General features: G+C 69.0%; 25 protein-coding genes. 12 read left to right on the top strand and 13 right to left on the bottom strand.

What is annotated here, in order from left to right; genetic code table 11:
- Positions 1-63 precede the first annotated feature (63 nt).
- The 3 genes from ACZ7KI_RS28180 to pdhA are packed head-to-tail and all read right to left on the bottom strand — an operon-like array spanning position 64 to position 3,339.
- On the bottom strand, positions 64-1,251 hold the full coding sequence (locus tag ACZ7KI_RS28180) for a dihydrolipoamide acetyltransferase family protein (RefSeq protein WP_470276076.1): 1,188 nt from the start codon (positions 1,249-1,251) through the stop codon (positions 64-66).
- Positions 1,244-2,242 carry an alpha-ketoacid dehydrogenase subunit beta gene (locus ACZ7KI_RS28185; protein ID WP_470276077.1) on the bottom strand — a complete coding sequence of 333 codons (999 nt, stop codon included), beginning with the start codon at positions 2,240-2,242 and terminating at the stop codon, positions 1,244-1,246. The genes ACZ7KI_RS28180 and ACZ7KI_RS28185 overlap by 8 nt, the downstream gene beginning before the upstream one ends.
- On the bottom strand, positions 2,242-3,339 hold the full coding sequence (gene pdhA / locus ACZ7KI_RS28190) for a pyruvate dehydrogenase (acetyl-transferring) E1 component subunit alpha (RefSeq protein WP_470276078.1): 1,098 nt from the start codon (positions 3,337-3,339) through the stop codon (positions 2,242-2,244). Before pdhA ends, ACZ7KI_RS28185 begins: the two co-directional genes overlap by 1 nt.
- 78 nt (positions 3,340-3,417) lie before the next feature.
- Here pdhA and ACZ7KI_RS28195 point away from each other — a divergent pair, with 78 nt between their 5' ends.
- The 3 genes from ACZ7KI_RS28195 (at position 3,418) to ACZ7KI_RS28205 (ending at position 5,086) form a co-directional block, all read left to right on the top strand.
- Positions 3,418-3,954, top strand: coding sequence for an Lrp/AsnC family transcriptional regulator (locus ACZ7KI_RS28195; RefSeq protein ID WP_470276079.1), 537 nt, complete (start codon positions 3,418-3,420; stop codon positions 3,952-3,954).
- Positions 3,955-4,044: 90 nt separating this feature from the next.
- Entirely contained in the window at positions 4,045-4,497 is a 453-nt protein-coding gene (locus tag ACZ7KI_RS28200; RefSeq protein WP_470276080.1) for a hypothetical protein, read from the top strand.
- Positions 4,498-4,624: 127 nt separating this feature from the next.
- Positions 4,625-5,086, top strand: coding sequence for a hypothetical protein (locus ACZ7KI_RS28205; RefSeq protein ID WP_470276081.1), 462 nt, complete (start codon positions 4,625-4,627; stop codon positions 5,084-5,086).
- Here the strand turns inward: ACZ7KI_RS28205 and ACZ7KI_RS28210 are convergent.
- Positions 5,043-6,224: an ROK family transcriptional regulator gene (locus ACZ7KI_RS28210; protein WP_470276082.1), complete on the bottom strand. Its 1,182-nt coding sequence runs from the start codon at positions 6,222-6,224 to the stop codon at positions 5,043-5,045. The genes ACZ7KI_RS28205 and ACZ7KI_RS28210 overlap by 44 nt on opposite strands.
- Before the next feature lie 96 nt (positions 6,225-6,320).
- Here ACZ7KI_RS28210 and xylA point away from each other — a divergent pair, with 96 nt between their 5' ends.
- Complete coding sequence (gene xylA, locus ACZ7KI_RS28215; protein WP_470276083.1) at positions 6,321-7,490, top strand: xylose isomerase; 1,170 nt, start codon at positions 6,321-6,323, stop codon at positions 7,488-7,490.
- An 85-nt stretch (positions 7,491-7,575) separates the two neighbouring features.
- Here xylA and ACZ7KI_RS28220 read toward each other — a convergent pair whose 3' ends face one another.
- Positions 7,576-8,331, bottom strand: coding sequence for a thioesterase II family protein (locus ACZ7KI_RS28220; protein WP_470276084.1), 756 nt, complete (start codon positions 8,329-8,331; stop codon positions 7,576-7,578).
- A gap of 170 nt (positions 8,332-8,501) precedes the next feature.
- On the opposite strand from ACZ7KI_RS28220, the gene ACZ7KI_RS28225 reads away from it, so the two are divergent.
- Entirely contained in the window at positions 8,502-8,891 is a 390-nt protein-coding gene (locus ACZ7KI_RS28225; protein ID WP_470276085.1) for a hypothetical protein, read from the top strand.
- A gap of 5 nt (positions 8,892-8,896) precedes the next feature.
- On the opposite strand, the gene ACZ7KI_RS28230 is transcribed toward ACZ7KI_RS28225, so the two are convergent.
- Positions 8,897-9,034 carry a hypothetical protein gene (locus tag ACZ7KI_RS28230; RefSeq protein WP_470276086.1) on the bottom strand — a complete coding sequence of 46 codons (138 nt, stop codon included), beginning with the start codon at positions 9,032-9,034 and terminating at the stop codon, positions 8,897-8,899.
- Between the two features lie 425 nt (positions 9,035-9,459).
- Between ACZ7KI_RS28230 and ACZ7KI_RS28235 the strand changes: the two genes are divergently transcribed.
- Together ACZ7KI_RS28235 and ACZ7KI_RS28240 are read left to right on the top strand one after the other, a co-directional pair.
- Entirely contained in the window at positions 9,460-9,831 is a 372-nt protein-coding gene (locus ACZ7KI_RS28235; protein ID WP_470276087.1) for a helix-turn-helix domain-containing protein, read from the top strand.
- A gap of 50 nt (positions 9,832-9,881) precedes the next feature.
- Positions 9,882-10,739, top strand: a complete 858-nt coding sequence (locus tag ACZ7KI_RS28240; protein WP_470276088.1) for a fructosamine kinase family protein — start codon at positions 9,882-9,884, stop codon at positions 10,737-10,739.
- 1 nt (position 10,740) lies between these two features.
- On the opposite strand, the gene ACZ7KI_RS28245 is transcribed toward ACZ7KI_RS28240, so the two are convergent.
- Positions 10,741-11,421, bottom strand: coding sequence for a TetR/AcrR family transcriptional regulator (locus ACZ7KI_RS28245; protein ID WP_470276089.1), 681 nt, complete (start codon positions 11,419-11,421; stop codon positions 10,741-10,743).
- Between the two features lie 92 nt (positions 11,422-11,513).
- On the opposite strand from ACZ7KI_RS28245, the gene ACZ7KI_RS28250 reads away from it, so the two are divergent.
- Entirely contained in the window at positions 11,514-12,239 is a 726-nt protein-coding gene (locus ACZ7KI_RS28250; protein ID WP_470276090.1) for an SDR family oxidoreductase, read from the top strand.
- Between the two features lie 2 nt (positions 12,240-12,241).
- On the opposite strand, the gene ACZ7KI_RS28255 is transcribed toward ACZ7KI_RS28250, so the two are convergent.
- The gene (locus tag ACZ7KI_RS28255) at positions 12,242-13,078 is read right to left on the bottom strand and encodes an RDD family protein (protein WP_470276091.1); all 837 of its coding nucleotides are present in this window, start codon (positions 13,076-13,078) and stop codon (positions 12,242-12,244) included.
- Complete coding sequence (locus tag ACZ7KI_RS28260) at positions 13,072-13,824, bottom strand: hypothetical protein (RefSeq protein ID WP_470276092.1); 753 nt, start codon at positions 13,822-13,824, stop codon at positions 13,072-13,074. The genes ACZ7KI_RS28255 and ACZ7KI_RS28260 overlap by 7 nt, the downstream gene beginning before the upstream one ends.
- Positions 13,825-13,931: 107 nt before the next feature.
- Here ACZ7KI_RS28260 and ACZ7KI_RS28265 point away from each other — a divergent pair, with 107 nt between their 5' ends.
- The gene (locus ACZ7KI_RS28265; RefSeq protein ID WP_470276093.1) at positions 13,932-14,774 is read left to right on the top strand and encodes a helix-turn-helix domain-containing protein; all 843 of its coding nucleotides are present in this window, start codon (positions 13,932-13,934) and stop codon (positions 14,772-14,774) included.
- On the opposite strand, the gene ACZ7KI_RS28270 is transcribed toward ACZ7KI_RS28265, so the two are convergent.
- Entirely contained in the window at positions 14,747-14,965 is a 219-nt protein-coding gene (locus tag ACZ7KI_RS28270) for a DUF397 domain-containing protein (protein ID WP_470276094.1), read from the bottom strand. The two genes, ACZ7KI_RS28265 and ACZ7KI_RS28270, sit on opposite strands and share 28 nt — an antisense overlap.
- Before the next feature lie 195 nt (positions 14,966-15,160).
- Between ACZ7KI_RS28270 and ACZ7KI_RS28275 the strand changes: the two genes are divergently transcribed.
- Positions 15,161-15,943 (top strand): helix-turn-helix domain-containing protein, encoded by a 783-nt coding sequence (locus ACZ7KI_RS28275; RefSeq protein ID WP_470276095.1) that lies wholly within the window; start codon positions 15,161-15,163, stop codon positions 15,941-15,943.
- A gap of 20 nt (positions 15,944-15,963) precedes the next feature.
- On the opposite strand, the gene ACZ7KI_RS28280 is transcribed toward ACZ7KI_RS28275, so the two are convergent.
- Together ACZ7KI_RS28280 and ACZ7KI_RS28285 are read right to left on the bottom strand one after the other, a co-directional pair.
- Positions 15,964-16,221: an amphi-Trp domain-containing protein gene (locus tag ACZ7KI_RS28280; RefSeq protein ID WP_470276096.1), complete on the bottom strand. Its 258-nt coding sequence runs from the start codon at positions 16,219-16,221 to the stop codon at positions 15,964-15,966.
- 81 nt (positions 16,222-16,302) lie between these two features.
- Positions 16,303-16,914, bottom strand: coding sequence for a formylglycine-generating enzyme family protein (locus ACZ7KI_RS28285; protein WP_470276117.1), 612 nt, complete (start codon positions 16,912-16,914; stop codon positions 16,303-16,305).
- A 53-nt stretch (positions 16,915-16,967) separates the two neighbouring features.
- Between ACZ7KI_RS28285 and ACZ7KI_RS28290 the strand changes: the two genes are divergently transcribed.
- Positions 16,968-17,549: a GNAT family N-acetyltransferase gene (locus tag ACZ7KI_RS28290; protein WP_470276097.1), complete on the top strand. Its 582-nt coding sequence runs from the start codon at positions 16,968-16,970 to the stop codon at positions 17,547-17,549.
- Positions 17,550-17,745: 196 nt separating this feature from the next.
- Positions 17,746-18,294 (top strand): DUF1062 domain-containing protein, encoded by a 549-nt coding sequence (locus ACZ7KI_RS28295; protein ID WP_470276098.1) that lies wholly within the window; start codon positions 17,746-17,748, stop codon positions 18,292-18,294.
- 44 nt (positions 18,295-18,338) lie between these two features.
- On the opposite strand, the gene ACZ7KI_RS28300 is transcribed toward ACZ7KI_RS28295, so the two are convergent.
- On the bottom strand, positions 18,339-19,487 hold the full coding sequence (locus tag ACZ7KI_RS28300; RefSeq protein ID WP_470276099.1) for a Cmx/CmrA family chloramphenicol efflux MFS transporter: 1,149 nt from the start codon (positions 19,485-19,487) through the stop codon (positions 18,339-18,341).
- Between the last annotated feature and the right edge of the window lie 229 nt (positions 19,488-19,716).

Below are 19,716 nucleotides of genomic sequence, written 5' to 3' on the forward strand. Positions count from 1 at the left end.
CCGGGACCGCGAAGTCGAACAACGGGTCGTTGCCGGGTCACAACCACGAGTTGTACGAGGCGCTCAGAGATCCCCGAGCGCGGTGACCGGCGACTCGACGCAGTCGGCGACGAACCGCAGGAAGCCACCGGCGGTGCCGCCATCGCACACCCGATGGTCGAACGCCAGTGTCAGCTCGCAGACCTTCCTCGCCACCAGCGTGCCGTCGACCACCCAGGCGCGGTCGATGACGCGGCCGATTCCGAGGATCGCCGCCTCCGGGTGATTGATGATCGCGGCCGAGCCGTCCACCCCGAACACCCCGTAGTTGTTGACCGTGAACGTGCCGCCCGCCGGGCTGGGTTTGCCTTCCCGCGCCTGGGTGGTCCGCTCGCGGATCGCCGCCGAAAGGTCCCTTGTGGACAGTGAACCGGCGGCACGGACGACCGGAACGACGAGACCGCGGTCGGTCTGCGCGGCGAAACCGAGGTTGATGTCGCGCAACTGCACGATTTCGTCGCCCTCGACGCGCGAGTTCAGCTCGGGGTACTTCCGCAGCCCCGCGACGGCGAACCGGGCGATGAGGCCGAGGAGGCTCACGGGACGGTCCGGCGCCGAGGCGTTGAGCGACTTCCGTGCCGCGACGAGTTCGGTCGCGTCGACGTCGACCCAGACCGTCGCCTCGGGGATCTGCCGCCGCGAGGTCGTCAGCTTGTCGGCGACCGCCTTGCGGACGCCGGTCAGCGGGATCCGTGTCTCGCCGTCCCTCTGCTCGGGGACGGCGGTGAGCACGGCCTCGACGTCGGCGCGCCGGATGATGCCGCCCGGACCGCTGCCGGTCAGCTTCGTCAGGTCGATCTTGTTGTCCGTGGCCATCTTGCGGACGAACGGCGAGATCACACCCGGCGCTTTCGACGGCTTCGCGGGAGCGGAGACGATGGTGCGCGTCCGGCGGCGCCTCGTCGTCGTGGTCGTGCCGTAGCCGATGAGGACGTTGCCGCTGCCTTCGCTCGCGGTCGTGACGCCGGGTTCGGTGAATCCGGGACCGATGGTGAGCAGGGCAGCACCGACCGGCAACGATTGACCTGGTTCGCCGTGGAGGCGGGTGACCACGCCGGCGAACGGCACCGGTACCTCGACCGCGGCCTTCGCGGTCTCGACCTCGACGACGGGCTGGTCGACGCCGACGGTGTCGCCCTCCGCGACCAGCCAGTTCACGATCGACGCCTCGGTCAGTCCTTCGCCGAGGTCCGGGAGCAGGAAGTCAGGCACCGGCCACCACCGGTTCGTCGTGCCACTGCAGCCGGGCCATGGTGTCCAGGATCCGGTCGACGTCCGGAAGCTGATGACGTTCCAGTTTCGGTGGGGGATAGGGGATGTCGAGCCCGGTGACGCGCAGGACGGGCGCGTGCAACTGGTGGAAGCACTGTTCGGTGACGCGGGCGACCACCTCGGCGCCGTAGCCGCCGAACCCGGCGGCCTCGTGGACCACGACCGCGCGCCCGGTGCGGCGCACCGAAGCGGTGACGGTCTCGTCGTCGAACGGGTTCAGCGACCGGAGATCGACCACCTCGACGTCCCAGCCTTCGGCCGTCGCCGCCTCCGCGGTCTCCAGTGCGGTGGCGACCATCGGGCCGTACGCGAGCAGCGTGACGTCCCTGCCCGTCCGGCGGACGACCGCGCGGTCCATCGGGGCGTTGCCGCGGGTGAACGACACGGATTCCTTCGCCCAGTAGCGGCATTTGGGTTCGAGGAAGATCACCGGGTCCGGGGAATCGATCGCGTCGCGCAGGAGGTCGTAGGCGTCCTGCGGCGTGCCGGGCGTGACGACACGCAGGCCGGGCGTGTGGGTGTAGTACGCCTCGCTCGAATCGCAGTGGTGCTCGACGCCGCCGATCCCGCCCGCGTAGGGGATCCGGATGACCATCGGCAGGGAGAGCGCGCCGCGGGTGCGGTTCCGCAACTTCGCCACATGCGACGTGATCTGTTCGAAGGCGGGGTAGGCGAAGGCGTCGAACTGCATTTCGACGACCGGGCGGAAGCCGCCCATGGCCATCCCGACCGCGAAACCGACGATGCCGGATTCGGCCAAGGGCGTGTCGAAGCAGCGTTCCTCGCCGAAGTCGGCGGTGATGCCGTCGGTCACCCGGAAGACGCCGCCGAGCGGGCCGACGTCCTCACCGAAGATCAGCACGCGGTCGTCGTCCTTGACGGCGTCACGCAGGGCGGCGTTGAGCGCCTGGGCCATCGAGATCTCGTTCATCAGGCCTCCACTGCTTCGAGTTCGGCGGCGACCTGGGCGCGCTGGGCGATCAGGTGGCGGGTCGGCTCGGCGTAAACGTGCTCGAACAACGACAACGGGTCGGGCTCGACGTCGGCGTTGAGCGTGTCGCGCACACCGGCGGCGAAGGTCTCCGCTTCGGCACGGAACCGTTCGATGTCCTTTTCGGACAGCAGGTCCTTGTTCGTCAGATAGGTCTCCAGGCGGCGGACCGGGTCGGCGGCACGCCACTTCTCGACCTCGGCCGCGTCGCGGTAGCGGGTGGCGTCGTCGGCGTTGGTGTGCGCGTCGATCCGGTAGGTGTGCGCCTCGACCAGGACCGGCCCGCGCCCGGAACGCGCGTGCGCGACGGCGTCGTCCAGCACCGAGAGCACCGCGAGGGCGTCGTTGCCGTCGACCTGCTCGGACCGGACGCCGTAGCCGACGCCCTTGTAGGCCAGCGCGGGCGCGGCGCTCTGCTTCTCGAAGGGCACCGAGATCGCGAAGCCGTTGTTCTGCACGAAGAAGACGACCGGTGCTTTGAACACGGCCGCGAAGTTGAGCGCTTCGTGGAAGTCGCCCTCGCTCGTGGCGCCGTCACCGATGAGCGCGAACGCGACGGCGTCCTCACCGCGCCGCCGCATCGCGTGCGCGAGCCCGGCCGCGTGCAGCGTCTGGGTGGCCAGCGGCGTGCACTGCGGCGCCACCCGGGTCACGGCGGGGTCGTAGCCGCAGTGCGCGTCACCGCGAAGCAGCGTCAGGACCTCGCCCGGGTCGAGCCCACGGGCGACCAACGCGACCGAGTCGCGGTAGGTGGGGAAGAGCCAGTCGGCGTCAGTGAGGGCGAGCGCGCTCGCGACCTGGCAGGCCTCTTGTCCGGCGCTCGACGGGTAGACGGCGAGGCGGCCCTGTTTGGTCAGCGCGGTCGCCTGGACGTCGAACCGGCGGCCGAGCACCATCAGCCGATAGGCCTCGACGAGCCGATCGGCGGGCGGCTCGGCGTAACCGCCGTGCTCGTCGACGCGCGTGCCGTCCTCGGCGAGGAACCGCACCGGGACTTCGGACGGCAGCAACGCGGCGGCAGGGGTCTCCCGCGACATGGCGCAACACCACCTTTCACAGACATATGATGCTGAGATGGTGGTTTCTGGCGTCCCGGTGTACAAGAGGCAGGCGAAATGAGCGACAAACTGTCCACAGAATCGGTTCAGTCGAGCCAGACGTCCACAAGTGGCGTGGCTCACGGGCCGGATCCGGGACGAACGGTCCTTGCCCTCGACGACATCGACCGCGCCATCCTCGCTGCACTGTCGGACGACGGCCGCCTCGCGGTCCGCGCGCTGGCGGAACGGCTGCACATCTCGCGCACCAACGCCTACGCGAGGCTGGACCGGCTGATCTCCGAAGGCGTGATCACCGGCTTCGGCGCGAAGATCGACCCGCGGCGCGCCGGGCTCGGAACGAGCGCGTACATCCTGATCACCGTCGAGCAGACGTCGTGGCGCACGATGTCGGCGGAGTTGCGGGAGATCCCGTACGTCGAGCACGTGTCGCTGGTCGGCGGCGACTTCGACATCCTGCTGCTGGTGCGGACGCCGGACAACGCGTCACTGCGGGACGTCGTCCTGGAACGGCTGCAGGCGCTGGACGGCGTGCGATCCACCCGGACCTGGCTGATCTTCGAAGAGCAGCCAGGCGTCGCGCCCCGCATTTAGTCCTCTGAATGCGTTTCCGGCGACGACGTCCGTGTAACGCTCCCCGCTCTGGCTCCGAATACAGGCGAGTTCGACGGTGGAGGCGGAGGAATGATGACGCGCGTGCTGCTTCTGCTGTCGGCGGTCGTGTTCTTCCTCGGAGCGACCGCCTGTGCCACGCCGGAGCCGTCGCGCCCGACCGTCACGGCCGAGACCAGCGCGGCGCCGACCAAGGCCGAGACCAGTGCGGCGCCGGCAACGACCACCTCGATCAGCGTGGTCGTCACCACCACGATCACCGCCGCGCCGACCAAGACCAAGGTGCTCGCGACGACGAAGGCCAAGGACACGCGATCATCGGCCGATCAGCGCCGGGCGGCGTGCCGCCAGAATGAGAACCAGTGTTTCGAACCCGGGACGAACATCAGGTGCCACACGGGCGGCTGCGTCAGCAGTGCGCGCGGTTTGACCCAGCGAGACGTCGAGACGGAGCGTGACACGTGGCTGCGAGAGCACCCCGGATGGTGCCCCGCGGGCGAAACCGGAGCGGTGGTCCCCTGTTGACCCACCCATCGTCACCGCGCCGCAACCGGCAGACCCATTCGGGTGATAACGGTTCGGCATTCGATGTATCCGGCGCACTGTCCATTGACACCTCCCTACGATCGCGGCGACTGGGTGGAGGAATGCGGTGACGGTGGAGAGCGCGGGTCAGGACTATCTGACGCGGCAGGTCGGGGCGTTGCTCGAAGCGATTCGCGAGGAGGGGCCGGTCGGCGAAGGCAGGCGCAGTTTCCGGCTAGCCGGGCATCTCGCCGCGGAGGGTGGGTTCCACCTCGGCGACATCCTCGCGGCGACGGCGCAGCTGCTGGCGGTCCACGCTTGGAACAACGGCTACCTCGCCGCGGCCGAGCTGCTGACGCGCCGGATGCGGGACTTCGGCACCGAGTCGGCCGAGCTGGTGCAGCACCTCGTACGGCTGGAAACGGGGTGCGAGCAGGGGTGGCTTCCGCGCGAAGATCGTGAAGCCCTCATCGCCTACGCCCGGCGGGCCAGGCGCCCCGACATCGAGCGGCGAGCGCAGGCGATCGAGCCATTGCTGCCGGGAATCACCGGGCCCGAGCGTCCTGACCGGATGGCCAGTGAGTCGTGAGATAGTGCTCGGGATCCGTGAGGATGCCGCGGATGACCGAGCCGGCCGCGCCGCGTACGGCGGCTCCCGTGCCGAGCGGCGAACGGACGACGCGCACCGGCGACCAGGCCGTACTGGGCACCCGGCGTTCCAGCTCTGCCAGGAGTGGTTCACGCAGCCAAGGCTCGAGCCGCGCGTAGGTTCCGCCTAGCACCACTGCCGGGACGTCCATCAGGTTGACCACAGTGGACAGTCCGATACCGAGGTGCCCCGCGGCGGTGGCCACGGCGGCGCAGGCCGCGTCGTCTCCGGACTCCAGCGCGGCGATCAGCTCGTCCACCGTCTTCGCGCCCGCCAGCCGCAGGATCTCCTCTTGTCCGGCCATCCGTTCCAGGCAGCCATTCGCGCCGCAGGAGCACGGCGGACCATCGGGTGCCACCGGGAGGTGGCCGATCTCGCCGCCCGCGCCGCGCACTCCCTCGAACAGAGCGCGATCGAGCACGATTCCCGCTCCGATGCCGATCTCCCCGGACACATGGACGAAATCGGGCAGCGCCGTGCCGTGCCAAAGTTCGGCGAGTGCGGCGAAGTTGGCTTCGTTGGCGACGGTGAAGGTCTCACCGAGCCGATCCGCGAGGTCGACGTCGCGCCAGCCCAGGTTGGGGGCGAGGCGCACGAGCCCGCAGGCGGATTCGACCACTCCCGGCACCGCGATGCCGACGCCTCCGACAGGTACCCCGAGCGCCTCCGCCTGCTTCCGTGCCTTGCGCAGGAACGCCGACACACGCTGGAAAACGCGCGGAGTCCGGTTGTCGGCGTACTGGACCTCCTCGGCCCGGACGGTGCCGTTCAAATCGACCAGGCAGGACGCCAGGTAGTCGACGCCGATCTCGATGCCGAGCCCGTGCGGCCCGGTGGGGGACAGGGAGACGACGGTGCCGCGCCGTCCTGGGCCGACGCGTCGTTCCGGTTCGCCTTCGGCCACGAGATCCGCGGCGATCAGGCGATCGACCACGCTGGAAACCGTTGCCTTCGTGAGTCCGGTAGTGGCGGAGAGGCCCGCCCGTGAGGTTCCCGGGCCGTCGGCGATCGCGCCGAGGACGAGGGCGGCGTTGTGCTGTCGCACAGTGTGCTGTCCCGCTGGGCGCGTGCCGATCATCACGCGATTGTATTCGTTCGATGCCTGAACGAAAGCCTTGACCCGCCGGGTGCGTGTCGATAAGTTCAGGCATCAAACTAATTCGTGGAGGCGATGATGGCTCAGGCACCGACGCGTGAGGACAAGTTCAGTTTCGGGCTGTGGACCGTGGGCTGGCAGGCGAACGACATGTTCGGTCCGGCCAGCCGTGGCCCGCTCGATCCGGTCGACGCGGTGCACCGCCTTTCCGACCTCGGTGCGTGGGGCATCACCTTCCACGATGACGACCTCGTCCCGTTCGGTTCGTCCGACGCGGAGCGCGCGCGGCATTTGAAGCGCTTCCAGGCCGCGCTCGCCGAGACCGGCCTCGTCGTCCCGATGGTGACCACGGACCTGTTCAGGCACCCCGTGTTCAAGGACGGCGGCCTGACCAGCAACGACCGCGACGTCCGCCGGTTCGCGCTGCGGAAGGTGCTGCGGAACCTCGACCTCGCCGCCGAATTCGGCGCGTCGACGTTCGTGCTCTGGGGCGGCCGCGAAGGCAGCGAGACCGATGCCGCGAAGGACGTCCGCGCGGCGATGGACCGCTACCGCGAGGGCATCGACTTCCTCGCACAGTACGTCATCGACCAGGGCTACGGGCTTCGGCTCGCGCTGGAGCCGAAGCCGAACGAGCCGCGCGGCGACATCCTGCTGCCGACCGTCGGCCACGCGCTCGCGTTCATCTCCACGCTGCAGAACCACGAGATCGTCGGCGTGAACCCGGAGGTCGGGCACGAGCAGATGGCCGGGCTCAACATCGTCCACGGCATCGGACAGGCGCTGTGGCAGGGCAAGCTGTTCCACATCGACCTCAACGGCCAGCGCGGCCCGCGGTTCGACCAGGACCTCGTGTTCGGCCACGGCGACGTCCTGTCGTCGTTCTTCCTCGTCGACCTGCTGGAGAACGGCGGCTACGACGGGCCTCGCCACTTCGACTACAAGCCGCTGCGCACGGAGAACATGGACGGCGTCTGGGCCAGCGCCGAGGCGAACATGGCCAGTTATCTGCTGTTCGCCGAACGTTCGCGCGCCTTCCGGGCCGACCCCGAGGTGCAGGCCGCGCTGGAGACAGCCCTCGTCCCGGAACTGGCGACGCCGACGCTCAACGAGGGCGAAACGGCCGCGGACCTGCTGGCCGACCGTTCGGCGTTCGAGGACTTCGACGCGGACAAGGTGGCGGAGCGCGGCTACGGCTTCGTCCGCCTGTCCCAGCTGGCGCTCGAACACCTCACCGGGGCGCGCTGAGGCACGAGAGGTGACAAGTCCGTGAAGGCCTCCTTCCCTACTCTCAAAGTAGGGAAGGAGGCCTTCGCGGACTGGCGGACCGGGGTCAGGCGACTTCCGGTTCGACGTCGAGGAAAGCCGCTTCCAGCCGGTGGATCCGGGCCCAGAACTCGGCCTCCCTGCCGGGTTCGAGAACGCCGAGATGTCCGCCGGGGACGACGCGACCCACGAACGGACCGGACGTCCACACTCGCCAGCCGCCCGTGGCGTCGTCGCCCGAAGCGAACGCGGGGTCGTCGCTGCCCCGCATCGCCGCGATCGGGCACGAAAGCCGTGCCCTCGCCGGCCCGCGGTAGGCGTTCAGCAACTGGAGATCGCCGAGCAGCAGGTCCAACGCGTATTCCCAGCTTTCCGGCGCATCGCGGTAGCCCGCGACCGGGGTGAGCCCGGTGCGGCCGAACACCCGTCCCATGGCCGAAGCGGCCGTCTTGGCGTTCTTGTCCGGCGAGCGTCGCTGTGGGGCGCACGCGTCGGCCACGATCAACGCGCTGGGGGCGGCGCCGAGTCGCTGGGCCGTTTCCAGCGCGATGAACGCGCCCATTCCGAAACCGATCACCACGGTGCGGGAGAGCCAGTCTCGCGTCGTCTCGTCCGCCAACCGCGCGGCGAGGTCTTCGACGGACGTCGCGGGAGCCTCCGCGAGCCGATCCCCATGGCCGGGATACTCGACACCCCAGACGTTCGCATGAGCCTTTTCGGCGAGCGGGCCGAACGCGCGGATTGTTCCGCCCGCGGGCGGAAGCAGCAGGTAGCGCGGGCCGCGACTGTCTGCTGTGGACAGTGGGGTGAGTGCGGCCTTCATGGTCCGAAAGATACGCGTCGTTAACCCGAATGGGGTAACGGTTTGAGATCGACCAAGATCAATTCACCCGGCAGGGGGAGGTGTGAATGTCTCCGAAGAATGGTTGCCCGGCCATGTCGTATCCGGCGCCCCTCATTCGACGTCTTGATAAGAGCCGGAAGGAGAAAGCGATGAACACCACGACACTGGCCTTGACCCCGCGGCCGAACCCGGTGAGCCGCACCCTGCCGGTTCTTCTGGCGATGGAGGACGACGCGGAAGACGTCGGCCGCCTGGCCCCGGACGATCGCCTGACCTGCCACGTGCACGGACGCTGGATCCACCAGTGCGTCGCCTCCCCGCTGCACGTCAACCCGGTCACTCGCCACCGCTGGTGCCGCTCCTGCGCGACCGCGCTGACCGTTTCCGTCGACGAGCTGTCCGGTGCGGTCACGATGTCCTGCCCCCGCTGTGGCCACGGAGAAAGCGCCGCCTCGGCCCGGCTGATCGCCGCTTGCCGGGCCAGCCTGGCGGCGGCGTGTGGGCGCTCGGTGAACGCGCCGTGCGGACTCGCGGCCTGAAGGCGCTACTCGGAAGCCGACCGGAGGATCCGTTCGACGATCAGGGTGCGATCCTCCGACCGCCGATAGAGGTAGTGCCCGGCCTCGGGCAGGACTTCGACGTCGGCGTGGGGGACCAGGTCCTTGAGCCGTTCGGCAGCCACGACGGAGTCGTGAACGACACTGCGCGCGCCGAACAAAGGCGAGCACCGGCACCTCGATCGACCGGAGTGCTTCCTCGGGCGGGCACGTTTGAAAGGGCACTCGCGCGCGGTAGGACCTGATCCCGGCGAGGACGAGCTGAGGCGCGGGTTGATCGAGGACGTCCGCGCCCGCCGACCACTTCAGGAATCCGCGCCACAGCCGATCGTTGTCGAGGACCGCGGCGGCCGCGCCGTACCAGAAGACCTTCCGCGTGAACGGGGCCGAGACGGTGGTCGCGTCGAGCAGCCCGAGGGATGCGAGCCGTCCGGGGGTTTGAATCGCCTGATTCACCGCGTGCCAGCCGCCGGTCGAACCGCCGACGAGTTGCACCGAGGTCAGCCCCAGGCTTGCGAAGACGTCGTCGAATGCGACCGCGCGGTCCCGGATGTCCTTGAACGGCAAGGCCTCTCGTGGCTCGGCGTTGTCCGCGCCCGTCCGGTACGCCTGGGAGCGGCTGTCGGCGGGGCCGGTCCGCGTCGACGCGCTCGCCGCCGAGATCGGCTGGAGCCGCCAGCACCTCAACGCCCGGTTCCGCGAACAGATCGGGCTGAGCCCCAAGACGATCGGGCGGATCACCCGGCTCAACCGGACGATGGGGCTCCTGAACCGGGCGTCGTCCCGGTCGTGGGCGGAGATCGCCTACCTGGGCGGCTACAGCGACCAAGCGCATCTCACCCGAGAGTTCCGGGCGTTGAGCGGATGTACGCCGACCGAGATCGGGAAACCGGCCGGATTGTTCATCCCCGGTGGTCGCTGACCGCTCCGCACCACGAGCGTTCACCCGATCGGCGGAGGTAGGTTGCGGACATGACCCAGGTTTCGACGCCTGCCGAGGCGGCAACGAGGATCACCGGACGACCCGTCGCCGAGCAGCACCAATTGGCGGGCGCGGTGACCGAAGTCGTGCTGGACAGCGGTGACACCGTCGTCGTCAAGCGCGGTCACGCCCCCGACGCGGCGCTCGCGGAGGCCGCGGGACTGCGGTGGCTGGGTGAGGCGGGCGCGGTCCGGGTGCCCGAGGTCCGTGGCCACGACGGCGAATGGCTGGTGACCGAACTGGTCGGCGGGGGACGCCCGACGCATCACGCGGCGGAGCGGCTCGGACGGGGACTGGCGGCGTTGCACGCGTCCGGTGCGCCCGGGTTCGGGGCGCCGCCGCCCGGTGGGCCGTCCGACGCGTGGATCGGACTGGCCCGGATGGTGAACGCGCCGGGGGAGGACTGGCCGCGGTGGTACGCCGAGCACCGGGTCTTGCCGTATGTCCGCCGCGCCGTCGACGAGGGCACGTTGGACGGTGATGAAGCCGCAGTGATCGAGCAGGCTTGCGTGCGGCTTCCGGAGATGGCCGGACCTGCGGAACCGCCCGCTCGCCTGCATGGCGATCTGTGGAACGGAAACGTGCTGTGGGGCGCCGTCGAGGCTTCCCTCATCGACCCCGCCGCGCACGGCGGTCATCGCGAAACCGATCTGGCCATGCTGCAGCTGTTCGGCTGCCCCCTGCTGGACCGGGTGCTGGCCGGCTATCAGGAGGTGGCGCCGCTGGCCGACGGCTGGACCGAGCGGACCAGCGCTCACCAGCTGTTCCCGTTGCTCGTCCACACCGTCCTCTTCGGACGGTCCTATGCCGGGCAGGCGGTCGCGGCCGCGAGGGCGGTCGGCCGGTAATTCACCGCGCGACGCGGTCGAGCCATTCGCCGAGCAACGCGTGCTCGGCAGGGGTCAGCGCGTCGCCGGGCTCTTTTTCCAGCGCGGCCTTGAGCGCGATCGCGCGGCAGGCGACGTCGGAATCGTCAGCGGCGTCGGCGGCATCGGTGGTGATGGTCCCGATGACGTGTTCACGGGCGGCGGTGATCAGGTCTAGATCGCGCTGCTCGGCAGGGCTCGCGATGAGCGAGAGGATCACGCCCATCCCGGTGGCGTGCACCAGTTGCGCGGCGCGCTCGACCGGCACGCGTAAACGGCCGACCTCGGCGATGCGGCCGACGATGCGGCGAAGTATCGCGTCCGCTTCCTTGCGTGCTTCGCGGACCCGAGGCTCGCCGTACATGAGCAGGTAGAACGCGGGTTGGGAGAGGCCGAACTCGACGTGCAGGTCCCATCCGCGCCGCAGGTCGCCGACCGGGTCCTCGGTCTCGCCGAGTGCGTGCTTTCCGGCGAGGTAGCTCTCGAAGCCGTACGTGGCGACCGCGTCGAGCAGTCCGTCTTTGTCGCCGAAGAGCCGGTAGAGCGTCGGGGCCTGCACTCCGGCCGCGGCGCTGACGGCGCGCGTGGACAGCGCGTCGCGCCCGCCTTCCAACAGAAGCTCGGCCGCCGCGCGGACCAATCGGTCTTTCGTCGTCAAAGTCACGAACCAACGATAACACCCTTGCGGTAGCGCTGTTTCGATATCAGTGATACGTTGAGAACGTTAGCAAGGGAAACAGCTGATAGGAGTGCACCATGGCACGCGTAGCGATCGTCACCGGCGGGTCGCGGGGCATCGGCCGGGCGGCCGCCGAGCGGCTCGCGTCCGACGGATTCGCGGTAGTCGTCGGTTACGGCGGCAACAAGGACGAGGCCGGGGCGGCGGTCGACGCGATCACCGCCAAGGGCGGCCAGGCGATCGCGGCGCAGGCCGACGTCGCCGACGAGGAGGCCGTTTCGGCGATGTTCGACACCGCGGAGCAGACCTTCGGCGGCATCGACGTCGTGGTCCACGCCGCGGGCGCCATTTACCTCGCGCCGGTGGCCGAACTGGACCTCGACCGGCTGGACCGCTTGCACCGCACCAACATCCGCGGCACCTTCGTGGTCGACCAGCAAGCAGCCCGCCGCGTCCGCGACGGTGGTGCGATCATCAACTTCTCCACTTCGGTGCTCGGTCTCGCATTGCCGGGATATGCCGCCTACGCCGCGACCAAGGGCGCGGTCGAGGCGATCACCCTGGTCCTCGCCCGTGAACTTCGCGGCCGTGACATTACCGTGAACGCGGTCGCCCCCGGCCCGACGGCCACGGCGCTCTTCCTCGACGGCAAGGACGAGGAGACCATCGCGCGCATGGCCGCCCAGCCGCCGCTCGAACGCCTCGGCGACCCGTCCGACATCGCCGAGGTCGTCTCGTTCCTCGCCGGTCCGGCCCGCTGGGTCAACGGCCAGGTCGTCCGGGCCAACGGCGGCATCGTCTGACCTCACGGCCCCCGGTTCTGCTCGTCGTCGCGCCTTATCGCCTGACGTCCGCGCTCGCGCAGCTGCTGGAAGCTCGCCTGAGCCTGCTGGGAGAACTGCTGGACCTGCGGCGCCTCCCAGGCCTGCCGGGCGAAGGTCATCCCGCCGTCCAAGGCCCGCTGCTGGAACTCCCGCGCCTGTCGTAGCTGTTCCGTCCAGGTCTTGGAGACCACGACCGAACCGATCTTCCGGTCGTGCCAGCTTGTCTTGCCGTCCGGCGACATCCGCAGGAGACCGCATTCCACCGCCGAGAAGAGCAGGAGCGCGATCCCGGCCAGCGCGAGCAGCACGCTCAGCTGGAGGATCGCGGCGATCAGCAGCACCCAGCCGAGTCCCGGGACGAGCACGGTGAGCGCGGAGCGGGCACAGATCTGGCCGAGGGTGAGGCGTCCGCCGTCGGCGCGGCGGACCGAGAGGGTGAACGCGGCCTTGCCCAGTGTGCGGCCCCAGGAACGTACGAGGAGCACTTCGTACACCATGATCAGCAGGACCTGCACGGTCAGGGTCAGGGCGATCGCCAGGACGATTTCGCCCCAAAGATCGGCGACCTCGTCACCGGCGGCGTCCCCGAGGCCGCCCCATTCGCCGAACACGGTCTTGAAGAGTCCCTTGCCCGCCAAGGTGAAGCCGTGCTTGGTCGCCTCGGTCTGAATCTGCTCGGAGGTCAGGAACCACAGTGGCGAGGTGACCAGCCATGGCACCAGCCAGTCGATCCACCGCGCGCCCCAGCGGCGGGCCGACGTCGACGTCGGCAGCGGGCGAGGAGGGGGGACCAGATTCCCGGGTTGCTGGATCACCATCCTCCCTCCAGCTGGACTCGCCGGTCCCACAACGGATTGCTGACCGCGTCCCACCACAGTGACGCCGCCAGGAGGCCCGCCCCGATCTCCACCAGGTCGAACTTGAAGACCAAGCCGAGTCCATTGATCTCCACGACAGTCTCGAGGAGGCAGGCCAGGCCGGCGATCAACGCGGACCAGTGGCTGCGCAGGAGGAGGGCGATCAGGCAGAGCGCCGCGACGATGGTGGCGTCGGCGACGAGCATGGCGAGGGTCGCCATGGCGAGTCTGACCAAGAGCACGCGGAGCATCGCGAGTTCGTCCCGGTGTTCTTTCCGTAGCTTGCGCGGCCGGGATTCCCTCGGGTACTGGGAAAGTTGGAACCGCTCGTCGAACTTGTCGAGCATCGCCGGGTAGGCGGCTCCCCAGACCAGGAAGACGAGGAAGCCGACGAGGATCAACCCGGTGTGGCCGTCCTCGGCGCCCTTGTACTTGCCGAGGAAGAAGGTGGGCACCAGGGCCGCGAGCCCGGCGATCACCAGCATGGTGCGGGGGACCGTGCCCAAGCCGCGGAGCCGGGTCGTCAGCAGCAGTGCCAGCGGAGCGCCCATCACGAAGGCTCCGTAGACGACCCCGGTGCTGAGGAACCAGAAGGCGAGAATCGCCGTGGTCAGCCAGAAGACGGCGTAGAGGAGCCGTCTGCCCAGGCGGTTCTCGACCACCTCCGGGACGCCTTCCTCGATCACCTTGTCCAGCCGTTCGGCCATGATCAGTCCCCTCGTGCAAGAATTGCAGTCCGCAAAGAGACGGTAGTGACTGCCGTCACGTAGTGCAAGAGTTGCAGTGTGTAGTTTTTGCTTGGATGGGAGTTCGGGTGGCAGGGACGTCTGAGGCGGTGGAAGACCGGCGCCGGTTCGGTGGCGAGCTCCGAAATCTCCGGGAGCAGGCGGGCAGAACGCTCGACGAGGCCGCCGGGCGCCTGGAGTGCTCGGCCGCGAAGATCAGCCGCATCGAGACCGGTCAGGTCGCCGTCCGGCCACTGGATCTGCGCGAACTGCTGGACTTCTACGAGGTGACCGGCGCTCGGCGGGCGGCGCTGCTCGCGGTGTCGCGGCAGCGCGGCAAGCGGCCGGAGCTCGAAGGCGTCATCTACGACGGCTACAACCTCTACCTCGGTTATGAGGACGAGGCCGCCGAAATCGGCGAGTACCAGCCGCAATGGATACCTGGCCTGCTCCAGACCCGCGAATACGCGCACGCGCTGTCCCTCGCCGCCGGTTGCACGCCCGAGATCGCCGAGCGTCGCGTCGGGCTGCGGATGGACCGCCAAGCGCTCCTCCGCCGGGAGAATCCGCCGCATCTGTCGGTCGTCGTCGACGAGAACGTTCTTCGCCGTCCGGTGGCCGAGCCGGGCCTGATGGCCGCGCAGCTGCGGCACCTGGCCGAGGCGGCGGAGGACCCGCACGTCACCGCGCGGGTCCTGCCGTCGTCCGCCGGGATGCATCCCGCGCAGGCCGGCGGGTTCATCATCCTCGGCTTCCCCCGGCCCCAAGACCCGAAGATCGTCTACACCGACGACCTCACCGAAGGGCGGCTGACCCAGGAGCCCGCTCGCGTCGCGCAGTACGTCTCGGCGTTCGAGCGGGTCCAGGCACTGGCCCTGACACCCTCGGAATCGGTGGCACTGATTCACGAGGTGGCGGGGTCGCATTCCTGAGCGTCCCGCGTCTCGGAACAATGGCGGACGAAAGCCGACCAGTTCCCGGGAGCGACGACGAACGCGGGGCCGGGATCCTTGGCGTCCCGGACGCCGACCCCCGTTTCCAGGAAGGCGACTTCCACACAGGTCGGGCCGCCTCCGCAGCGACTGCTCTTGAACCAGGCCGCGCCGGTGAGATCGTGGGTCACAGTAGTTCCTTCCTCATTCGTTTCGCCGGATGAGAAAAGAGCGTGGAATATCCTGCCGTCGCGACGTCGGGAAATTTTGTCGCGACAGCGCACACCGTGTCGACCTGCGGGAACATGGCCGGAAGCGCCGGTCTGTCCAGGTGTCGCTAACCTACGTCTGCACGGTCGCACAGCGCTGAGGGACAGGGGAGCGCTATGGAAGCCCGGAGCGGCGATTCCGGTGACATCGCCGGTGTCGAAGAGCTCGGCGCACTGATCAAACGGCTCCGGGACGAACGGCGCCTCACCCAGGACAACGTGGCGGGTCGCGCGGCGAAACACGGGCTCAGGATCAGGCGTGAACGAATTTCGGAAATCGAGAACGGCAGACGTGAACCGCCGACGCAAGGTGAGTTGCGCGCCATTCTTCTCGGCCTCGGGCAAACCGAAGAAATGGTGAAGGGTTTACAAGGTGTCCTCGCCAGGTCGACCACCCAGACGGCGGACAGCGGCGACGTCGTCGAACTCGCTTTCGGGGATCCCGTCCGGCAACCGCCCAAGGTGTCGCGTCGGGCGGCCTTCGGACACCGGCTTCTCCTGCTCCTGATCGGCGCGGTCACGGGCGTACTGATCGCCACCGCCGTCGCCGGGGTGTGGCCGTGGACGATCCTCGCCTATCAGCCCGACCTGCGGGCCAACGTCGGACGGCCGAGCCCCGTCGGCGCGGTCGGCTCCTGCCCGCAGCGCAGCACCGACGTGCGCGACCACCGCGACGACACCGCCGGGTCGATCTGGTACCGCGAATGCGGCGATTACCTGGAGATCTGGGTCACCGACCATATGAAGGACGGCCGGTGCGTATGGGCGATCGTGCACTGGAGCAACGGCGTCGTCGACACGTCGAAACGGGCCTGCCCCGCCGGCAAGATGGAGTTCTCCAAGATCGCCAAGTACGCGCCCGACTTCTGGATGGAACTCGTCGCCGTGCACACCGACTAGCCGAGCTCCTCGGACCTCGCTCAGACGACGGTACCTTCAGCGTCCTCGTCGCCTTCGTCGTCTTCGATCTTCCACTTCAGCTGGAACTCGACCTCTTCCTCGCCGTCGCCGCGCTCGTGCTCGATCGAGAACTGCGCGCTGGCGGGGACGCGGAACCGCTCTCCGGCGATCTGGATGCGGAACGAGGTCTCGGACTCCAGCGCGTCGGCGAGACGGCGCAGTTTGGCGACGACGTCGGCGGTGGAATAGACGCGTTCGACATCTCGGGGTGCGGCCACGGTTGCCTCCAGGGTCCGACACCCCGGCCGGGTGTCCGTGGCGTCATTCAATCGTGTGATCGCCGCGTGCTGCCAGAGGGGTCACCGTGTTCGGGCGAGGCGGAAACCGACGTCGTCGACGCGGAAAGTCGGGTGACTGCGGCGCCGCACCGACGCCCGGCAGCTCCACTGCTCGTCGAACCAGCCGCCACCCCGGAGAACCCGGTACTCGCCGTACACCTCGGCGTCGTAGATGTCCCAGCACCATTCCCAGACGTTGCCGAGCATGTCGTACAGGCCCCACGCGTTGGGTGTCTTCCCGCCGACGTCGTGCATCGACTCCGCCGAGTTCTCGCGATACCAGGCGATTTCGTCGAGCAGGCCGTAGCGGGGTCCGGTCGTGCCGGCGCGGCAGGCATGCTCCCATTCCGCCTCCGACGGCAGGCGATAACCGTCCGCGGAGGTGTCCCAGGACAGGGAATCCAAGTCGTACGCGGGGGCGAGGTCATCGCGTTCGGACAGGGTGTTGCAGAACCGGACGGCGTCCAGCCACGAGATACCGGTGGCGGGGAGCTTGCCCGCCTCGCCCGTGTACAACTCCTGGGTGACCGGTACCGGCGCGAGCCGGAAGGACGCGACGTCGACCGTCCACTGTCGCTGCGTCCGCCGGTCAGAAAGGGTCACTTCGCCGGCCGGGACGGTGATCATCTCCATGATCCGGCCGATGTTACCCAGACGGACGGACACCGGTGCGCGATGATGGTCGGGTGCCTCTGCTCATCGAGCCCGCCCTGCCGGCCGGCACCTTCCGGGCCGCCAAGCAGCCGTGTCTGATCGTCGACGACAGGCTCGTGTTGCGGCCCTGGTGCGCTGACGACGCGGAGGCCGTCGAAGCCGCCTTCGCCTGCCCCGCCATCCAGCGCTGGCATGTCCGCCGCGTCGATGGCGCGGACGAGGCCCGCACCTGGATCGAGAGCTGGACACAGCGCTGGGCGGACGAGACGGATGCGAGCTGGGCGGTGGTCGACGCCCGCGACGATCGGCCGGTCGGGCAAGTCGGTCTCCGCACCGTGTCGCTCTTCGAGGCGTCCGCGCAGCTGTCCTACTGGGTTCTCCCGTCCGCGCGCGGCGCCGGGATCGCGGGTGGCGCGGTGGCGGCGTTGACGCGGTGGGCGTTCGAAACCGTCCGTCTGCACCGGTTGTCCCTCCTGCATTCGACCGAGAACTCCGCCTCGTGCCGCGTCGCGGACAAGGCCGGGTACGGGCTCGAAGGGACTATGCGCTCTTCGATGTTGCACGCCGACGGCTGGCACGACGTTCACCTGCACGCGCGGCTTCCAAGCGACTAGGGCCCGGACGCTCGAAAAACCGGTGGAGCGGTGACGCCGTGCGCCGCTACTGTGCCGCGGAACCCAGTCGTCCAGGCAAGGGACGTGCCGTTGTACACCCTGTGAGACCTCCCGAGCGCTGATTCGTCGCGCGTCGCGCCTTCGCGCCGCGCTCCTTTTCGCTGCGGACTTCTCACTGAAACCGGGTGTACTTGCCGTGCTCGAAAACTGGGCCGTCGTGCCCACCTGCCTTCCTCTCGTCCATCGCCGTTGCCACGTATGCGCGTCCGAGCGTTTCCGGGCGAGCGGCAAATTCCGGGTCAACGCGAATCACAAGCTGATCGACGTCTGGCTCCTGGTGCTCTGTACCGCTTGCGGGGACACCGCGAAGCTCACGGTCCTGGAGCGGGTGAACGTTCGCTCCGTACAGCCAGAGCTGCTGGATCGCCTGCACGACAACGATCCTGGGCTGACCGCCGAACTGCTCCAGGATCCGGTTGTGCAGCGACGTAATCGCGTCGTCCTCGACTGGGACAACGCCTGGCGTCTCGACACCGGCGGATCGGATCACCTGGACCGCGAGGTGATCGAAGTGTCGGTCCGGTTCGCAGCGCGGATCCCTGTCCGGCCGGCGCGCTTGATTGCCGAAGGGTGCGCGCTTTCGCGAGCGGAGGTGGAGAGGCTGATCGTCGAAGGGAACCTTGTTGCGTCAGTCCGGTTGAGCGGCAAGCTCTCCGGCGACTTCACCTTCACGCTCAAGCGCTGAACGAGGGGCCTGTCCGGCGAAGTCCGCCGGACAGGCCCTTGGTCCTAGCCAGGCACCTTCACCCGCCGAGCCGACAAAGCCGGGACGATCGCCACGGCGGCGATGGCCGCGCTGATCCAGATGGCGTGGCGGTAGTCATCGGTCGCTTCCGTGACGAAACCGGCGAGCACCGGTCCCAGGAACGCGCCCACGTTGAGCGCGACCGTGGCGAACGAGCCGCCGAGGGTCGGCGCGCCGGATGCCACGCGCATGACCCTGGCCACGAGTGCCGATCCGCAGCCGAACGACAGTCCACCTTGGACGGTCGTCACCGCGAAGAGGGCGACCGGGTGGGCACTGGTCACCGCCAGCACCGCCCAGCCGACCGGCACCGTGCACAACGCCAGTACCAGACCGCGGCGGAGTTCGCCGTCACCCAGACGGCCCGCCACGCTGACGCCGACGAACGCGCCGACGCCGAACGTCGCCAGCAACCCGGAAACCGCTCCGGCGGGCAGGCGAGCGACGTCCGTCGCGATCACCGCGAGGAACGCGAACGTCGCGAAGGTCGCGCCGTTGACCAAGGCCGCGAGGATCATCGCCTGCCGGACCGGACGTGCTTTCAGCTCGCGAGCTTCGCAGCTGATCGACACTTCCGGCAGACCCGCCGCGTCGGCGGGCGCCGAACGGAACACCAGCACCAGCGCGGGCAGGCAGAGTGCGGCGACCGCCCAGAACGCCGAGCGCCAGCCCGCGAGCTCACCCAGCACGGAGCCCGCAGGCACGCCGACGACACACGACAGGGTCACTCCCGCGAGCAGGACAGCGGTCGCCCGCGCTTGCTTTCCCTTCGGTGCCAAGGCGGCCGCGACGGGCATGGCGACGGCGAGAAATCCGGCGTTGACGACCGCCGCGACGATCCTGGTGCCGAACAGCACCGGAAAACTCGTCGTGAGCGCGCCGACGACGTGCACCACGACGAAGGCGGTCAAGAATCCGGCCAGCGCCCGCCGTCGGGGCCAGCGTGCGCTGAGCACGGCCATGGCGGGCGCGCCGACGATCATTCCGACGGCGTAAGCCGACGTCAGCGTGGCGGCCGCGCCTGCCGGGACCGACAGGTCACCGGCGATCCCCGGCACGAGACCGGAGGCCATGAATTCGGAGGTGCCTTGCGCGAAGACGGCAAGGCCGAGGACATAGACGAACAGGGGCAACGGACGACTCCCAAGCAGAAGGTGAGCAGGAGAAGCCGTACGCGGGACAGGGAAACCCGGCCGGGCGCACGGAACAGCGCTCCGGTCACCGGGAAGCGAGAGGTCCGGCGCCTAACGGCCGGACACGACGACTCGCCGCCGGATGACCGGCGGCGGGGTTCTGTCCGACTCGGGGCTCGTCACGAGAGCGCACACTACACATCGCCGTCGACGGCCCTCAACCCGATTG

The sequence above is a fragment of the Amycolatopsis sp. NPDC039088 genome (assembly GCF_055598845.1).